6 protein-coding genes and 2 pseudogenes are annotated in these 6502 nt (G+C 50.9%); 5 read left to right on the forward strand and 3 right to left on the reverse strand.

The features are described from left to right. Both B5G42_RS16965 and B5G42_RS16970 read left to right on the forward strand, forming a co-directional pair. Nucleotides 1-869 (forward strand): annotated as a pseudogene (locus tag B5G42_RS16965) (hypothetical protein); the annotation flags it as partial. Continuing rightward, complete coding sequence (locus B5G42_RS16970) at nt 820-1110, forward strand: hypothetical protein (RefSeq protein ID WP_206406210.1); 291 nt, start codon at nt 820-822, stop codon at nt 1108-1110. The pseudogene B5G42_RS16965 and the gene B5G42_RS16970, both read left to right, overlap by 50 nt. Before the next feature lie 217 nt (nt 1111-1327). Here the strand turns inward: B5G42_RS16970 and B5G42_RS16980 are convergent, their stop codons facing one another. From B5G42_RS16980 to B5G42_RS18030, 3 genes are read right to left on the reverse strand one after another with little or no spacing between them, the layout of a single operon-like run. Then, entirely contained in the window at nt 1328-1906 is a 579-nt protein-coding gene (locus tag B5G42_RS16980) for a hypothetical protein (RefSeq protein ID WP_087272942.1), read from the reverse strand. Between the two features lie 31 nt (nt 1907-1937). After that, a complete protein-coding gene (locus B5G42_RS18025; protein WP_140399880.1) occupies nt 1938-2246 on the reverse strand; it encodes a hypothetical protein in 309 nt (102 codons plus the stop codon). Further along, the gene (locus B5G42_RS18030) at nt 2233-2994 is read right to left on the reverse strand and encodes a hypothetical protein (RefSeq protein ID WP_140399881.1); all 762 of its coding nucleotides are present in this window, start codon (nt 2992-2994) and stop codon (nt 2233-2235) included. Before B5G42_RS18030 ends, B5G42_RS18025 begins: the two co-directional genes overlap by 14 nt. Before the next feature lie 474 nt (nt 2995-3468). On the opposite strand from B5G42_RS18030, the pseudogene B5G42_RS16985 reads away from it, so the two are divergent. The 3 genes and pseudogenes from B5G42_RS16985 to B5G42_RS16995 all read left to right on the forward strand — a co-directional run bounded on the left by B5G42_RS16985 (nt 3469) and on the right by B5G42_RS16995 (nt 6343). Next, nucleotides 3469-4997, forward strand: a pseudogene (locus tag B5G42_RS16985) (ParB/RepB/Spo0J family partition protein). A 291-nt stretch (nt 4998-5288) separates the two neighbouring features. Beyond that, nucleotides 5289-5630 (forward strand): hypothetical protein, encoded by a 342-nt coding sequence (locus tag B5G42_RS16990; RefSeq protein ID WP_087272945.1) that lies wholly within the window; start codon nt 5289-5291, stop codon nt 5628-5630. Further along, the gene (locus B5G42_RS16995) at nt 5630-6343 is read left to right on the forward strand and encodes an antirestriction protein ArdA (protein ID WP_087272948.1); all 714 of its coding nucleotides are present in this window, start codon (nt 5630-5632) and stop codon (nt 6341-6343) included. The genes B5G42_RS16990 and B5G42_RS16995 overlap by 1 nt, the downstream gene beginning before the upstream one ends. Nucleotides 6344-6502 lie beyond the last annotated feature (159 nt).

A 6502-nucleotide genomic window follows, 5' to 3' on the forward strand; every position in this document is an offset into this window, starting at 1 on the left:
CCACCACCGACAGCGAAGGCAGCAAGCATCAGGAATGCGAAGTCTGCGGTGAAACCCTGGAAACTGCGGAAATCGAGAAAATCTACAAGCAGGCCACCACGGACAGCAAGGGTGAGGCCGTTGTGGGCGGCTATCTGGTGACGGTCAGCGACACGGACACCAAAAACCCCGTTGCCGGGGCCACGGTCACGCTCCACGAGGACGAGTCCCTGTCCATCCGGCTGCCCTCTGGCCGCCTGCTGGACTATGCCGACCAGACCACCATCCAGGTGCAGTTTGTGAAGGACAAGTCCCCCGTGGCGGGCATGGACATTTCCATCACGGACCGCAACGACAATTTCAGCAGCGGCAAGACCGACGCCACCGGTCAGCTCACCGTCCCCGGCGGCTCTGATACCACCAATGAGGACGGAAAGGGCACCGTGGGCTGGGAGGATGCCGACGGGGACCGCTGGACCCTGACTGTTAAGGTGGAGGACTTTGAGACTAAGCGTCCCATACCCGACGCCGGGGTATCTATTGGAAAAACCGGCACCATCACCGTCACCCTGCCGGACGGCACCGACATGGACGAGGACAACCGGATCACCGTCACTGTCACCGACCAGGAGCGTGAGCCCCAGGAGGGCCTGACCGTCACCGTCAAGGGCGACCTGGGCCAGAAGGAAACCGGGGAAACCGACGAGGACGGCAAGCTGACGGTTCCCGAGGTGGCGGAGCTGGAAACCCACGGGGCCTATGTGGTGGGCTATGCTCAAAGCGGAAGTCATCAAGGCTCTGCGAGGGGAAAGTGCCTTTCCCAAAGACCTGCTGGGCTCTATGGTGTCCGAGGCCGAGGCCAAATGCGCCGAGCTGCAAAAGCAGTTTGAGGACGCGCAGGCCGCCTATGAGGAAGGGCAAGCCGTTCTGCACTCCCTGGAGGAGCAGTACGACAATGTAATCTCCTGGGCCGATCTTTACGACACGGCCAGCCTGGAGGCAAAGAAAATGATCGTCAACTGCCTGATCCGTCGGGTGGAGGTCTATCGGGACTACAAGCTGCACATTGATTTCAACATTGACTTTGCGCAGTTCAGCCTGGGGCTGGACATTGCGGAAATCGCCGCATAAAAACAGAAGCCCATTCCCGGCATGGAATAGGCAAAAGAAAAAACTTGCCTTGAAGCAAGACAAGTTATCTAAGAATACCCAGCGCATCCTATGGTGGAGATAAGCGGGATCGAACCGCTGACCTCTTGAATGCCATTCAAGCGCTCTCCCCGTACAAGCGTGTAGCGAACCCCCTAAAAGGGGGTGGGAAGAGTGCTTTTGGTACGCAAGAATAATTTTAAGCCGGAACATATCGATCAGAGTTTACTTCGACATCTTCTGGACGCATAAAAAAGACAGTTAATTTGCAAATAAACATATAGTAGCCAACCATAGTGAGTGACGCAATTCTCTTGACCTTCTGTTCTTGATATAACCGCAAAAAAGTTTCTCTCGACATCGAATTTATTAGCTCAAAGTCAACATAATCATCTTTTAATATGCGGTCGGGCAAGTAAAAGGCACTATAACGTTTATTCCGTACAATGTTTGAAATCATGGAATCGTTATCGTGTATATCACTCAGTGGGTGGACTGCAGCAAACAGCAATAGTTCATCTCTCGAAGCATCACAAGTGTTAGATAGTAATTGTGCTTTACGTCGAATAACCTTCATCTCACCATTTTCGTCTGTATAGAAAAATGGGATCTCCGAAAATATATCGCCTTGTAAAAGGTCAAAAGCACCACAAGGCCTGCACAATACAGGTCCCTCAATACTTTCAAATTGTTTCATAGCCTGCTTTGCCTGTTCTTTAGTGTAAGGATCAATACTTGGGAAAAGTTCCTTACAAAAGTCGATAAATTCCGGAATCATAAGCATTCAACTCTTTATTATGTGTTTATCATTAGAATAGGTCAAAAATATTTATTCCGACATTTTCTGAATTTTCTTTCAACATCGCTCTATACGTCATTTGTTCTTCAGGAGAAAAATTGCTTTGTTCGCCAAACAGCGCCAACGCATCATGACGGGGGCTAAAACTTGTATTGCCAAATTCTTTAGCTACAACATTCAACGAAGTGGTTTGATAACTGCTTTCGATTTGATAGCTAAATGTGGGTGCTATATTAGTCGAACTTCCAGCAGGTATCGTAGATAGAGATAATCCAAGTATTAGTGTTAACGGCACAGTCAAAGCATTACTGCCCGACATAATTAATCTCTCCATTCTTTATAAATGAGCTGATATACTTTGCCGCAAACTGTTCTGCAAGCGAAGACAGAGAAGAAACAGTTTCAACGCAAGAAGTATAGTTTGGCTCATGATTAAATGCATATCGATCATTGATGTCTAAAATAACCTGTAGACGGTCTCCCAAATTCTTTAGACCTGCAAAGGAACCTCGCTCATCTGGTACGCCAGAGAAAGTACGGCTATTTTGCACCATAACATTCACATAATATTTTCTTTCAATTACAAGCGCCAAACGAAACTGAACTTCATCGGTTGGTAAGTTGGTTTTGTAGTCTATAAAATTCTTCGACACATAGTCTACGGAGTCTACAATACCATCTTCGTGGTCAAAGAGGAGTGTCATTGATAGACCAGAAAAATAGAACTTTGGAGTTTCCGAACCACTTCCATCCATAATGGACAAGGCTGATACTATTCGATTGCACTTATCACTAACATATTCTACACAACGTTTAATATCTCGATTAAATTTTGCGTCAAAATTCGTTACAAGTTGAGCACTATTTCCGCAAATTGTTAGTTGAGAATGTCCGTGTTCAGTTGCTGCAACAATGCGCGGAATTTCCATCGGTGCATCCGGCGGTAAAGGTACAAGCGTAAACGGTTTTTGGAAATCTGTAAAATGTTTCTCTAACTCGAAAAGATGCTCACGAATCTTCGTGTTATGTGGAAAGTGAATTGTAAAAGCGCAAGATTGTATAATCATATCACAACCACCTCAATCCGGAGGTATTCTTAAATAAAGTATACCTCAGTTACCTATAATATGCAATCCCGATTTGTTCTGTTACACTAATCCATTATATATCCCCTCCTTTAATAATGGTGACCAATTATTAAAAGTTGCACATTTACATACAACTTGCGGCTAATATTAACAGATAATTTACACTTTGCTATTAGAATTTACTCGAATGTGGTGACTGATACATCTGGTCTTATAGGTTATTTATTTGTTTTAGCCTTCTCTATTAAAGATATAACCACAAACGACAACAAAAACCGAGCCAACCTACACTAAAACGTCGCTGTTTCTTTATGAAAAGCGACGTTTTTTTATGGCCTGGTTTTGGAAAGGAGTGATGCTGATTTCAAATTGAAAATGAAAGGGGGAGTTATTTTTGCTGGTCAGGCCGGGAGGTCTGGCCTTTTTTCATTCCATCAAAAAGGAGGTTAGCAAATGGCCGATGAAAAAGTGAACATGGGCCCGGAGGAAAATAAGACCCCGGAAAACCAATTCCCGCCCAGCCAGGGTGATCTGCCACCGCTGGAGGAAAATAATGCTCCTGCTGTTTCTGGCGAAGATAAAGCGGCCCCCGATCATGTGGAGCCCGATCCGCCGTCTACCGACAAGCACACACAGCAGACTGTTCTTCCTGGAATGGGCGAAGATACACCGGCTCCGGCTGGAAAGGTGATCAATCTGTCAGAGCTCCAGTCTGCCGATAATGGTAAAAAGGAAGTGCCTGCCCCTGCTGCGGAGGGAAAAGCGCCGGAAGCGGATAAGCCGAAAAAGCGCCGGGGCCGTCCCCCGAAAGAGCAGGCTGCGGTGTCTGCGGGGAAGAAGGAGAAAGCGGCGGAGCCCCGCACAGGCCGCCCGTCTAAGGTTGACAAGACGGCCCGTGAGGAGGCCCCGCCCTCTGTTCTGGACAAAGTGTCCAGAGGTAAGAAAGCTGACAAGGGCAAGGAAACGGGCTCCGGCGGTGCGCCTGCGTCTAAATCCGCTAAGGCGGTAAAGCCGGGCAAGGCCGCTCCCGTCAAGGAGGCGGCAGTCTCGCCGGAGATCAATCTGCCGCCCACGCCTGACGTGCCGCCCCGCCCGGTGGAAGATGGAAAAATCGTCTATCTGAAAATGGCGGAGCTTCATCCGTTCCATACGTTCCGAGAGCACCCCTACAAGGTGCAGGACGATAAGGCGATGGACGATCTGGTGGGGACGATCAAGGAACACGGCATTATGACCCCCGCCACCGTCCGCCCGGAAAAAGACGGCAAGGGCTATGAGATTATCGCGGGCCACCGCCGCCATCATGGTGGTACACGGGCCGGGCTGGAGGAAATGCCCTGCATCGTCCGGGAAATGACCGATCTTGAAGCTGTCCGAGAAATGCGGAACAGCAACAAGCAGCGTGGAGATCCTCTCCCCAGCGAACTGGCAAAGCTGCTGGATTTGGAGGTGGAGGCTATCAAACGCCAGGGGGCCCGCTCGAAAAATGAGAAAGAGGCGGAGGCCCTGGGTAAGCTCTCGGTGGAGATTGTTGGTAAGGAACACGACATGAACTATAAAAAGGTCATGCGGTATATCCGGCTCAACTCCCTGGTGCCGGAGCTTCTGGACAAGGTGGACACAAAGCAGATGGGCTTTATGCCTGCGGTGGAGATTTCGTATATCAGGCCGGAAAACCAGCGGCTGATTGCCGTTTCCATTGATGGGGAGCAGTCCTCCCCCTCGGTGTCCCAGGCGAAGCGGCTCCACGAGCTGGACAAGGAGGGCAAGCTCAACGGCGATGTGATCGACGGCATTTTGAGTGAAGAAAAAAGGAGGATCGCGGTGTGATTATTTCGACTGCTGAACTGTCTAAGTATTTCGGCAAGGAGGTCACTCCTGCCAAAATGAAAGAGCAGATCATGGCGCTGCTGGACGAGTGGAAAGAGAAACAGCCGCCCGAACTGGCGCAACCGGACAGGAAAAAGGACTTGGAGAAGTAACCGGGCCCCGCTTCTGGACACTTTGTCCAGAGGTGAACGCCCCGCGCCGGGGATGGGCTCTGTGGTGATATATCCCCCGTCGCCGGATATTTTGCAGCGCAGCCGGGAACGGGCCGTCAAGGGGCGGAACGCCCGCCGCTTGCGGCGGCTTGCCCTTGACGGCCTGGCCCGGCTGTGCTATTTCCGGCAAGGCGGCGGGGATATATCCTCCAGAGCCGCCCCCTTTCCCATGAATGGGAAAGGGCGGGGGGATAGGGCTGAACTACCTATTAAATATCGGAGGTGTTGACGATGAAACGATCCCTTGCGTATATCACCGCTGCGTGGCGTGGTGATCCTGCGGTGGATATGGAGCAGGCGGCGCATTACTGCCGCGTGGTCTATGATGCGGGCTATTCCCCCATCTGCCCCATGCTCTATCTGCCGCTGTTCCTCAATGACGCGGTGCCGGAGGAGCACAAGAACGGCATCGACATGGGCCGCGATCTGCTCCGGCGCTCCCGTGTGCTGGTGGTATGCGGCCATTCCGTGACCGAGGCCATGAAAAATGATATTGCCGTGGCCCAGCGCCTGGGGATTACCGCGACTACCCTTGAGGGCATCCTGACCGTCAAGGGCCAGGGGCGCCGCTGATGGCGTCCCTGTTTGAAGCCTACATCACCAACCTGGGAAAGTACAACGAGGGTGAGCTGGTTGGCGAAACGCTGAAATTCCCCACGACTACCGAAGAAGTACAGGCCCTTTTGAAGCGGATCGGTGTGGACGGGGTACGTTATGAGGAATTTTTCATAACCAGCTTTGACGGTGATGTGCTGGGGCTCTACGACTATCTCACAGAATATGAAAACCTGGACGAGCTCAATTATCTGGCCTGTCTGCTCTCCGAGCTGGATCAAGGCGAACTGGAGAAATTTGAGGCCGTCATTGACAGCGGCGAACATACGTCCAGCGTGGCCGATCTCATCAATCTGGCGCAAAATCTGGATTGCTATGAGTTTTATCCCGGCGTTGAGGACGATGAAACCCTGGGCCGCATCTATGTGGAGGACATGGAGGCCATTGATGTGCCGGAGCACCTGCTGAATTATTTTGACTATGAGGCATATGGGCGGGACATTCGGCTTGAAGAGGACGGCCACTTTGCCCCTGGCGGCTATGTGCTGAACAATGGCGGTCAATTTATCGAGCACTATCACGGGAGCGAGGACATTCCCGACGAGCACAAAGTCTTTGCCTTTCCGCAGCTCACGGTGCGGGAGCAGATGGCGGCCTACAAAGAAATTATTGACGGTTCCTCCCTGGAGGGCTATCGGAAGATCGCCGCAAAGGAACGCGAGGAACGATAACGGCACTTCTGGACACTTTGTCCAGAGGTGCTTTTTTCATGGAAAGACCTGCTAACAAAAGTCAAGTAGAAATTTCAGATTTGAGGGAGCGGCAAAAAGACAACACAAAATCAAGCCGCTGAACATCTCAAAATCGAAACGGCGGCCAACCAGATGGTA

It is taken from the genome of Flavonifractor sp. An91, assembly GCF_002159225.1.
Taxonomy (GTDB): domain Bacteria; phylum Bacillota; class Clostridia; order Oscillospirales; family Oscillospiraceae; genus Flavonifractor; species Flavonifractor avicola.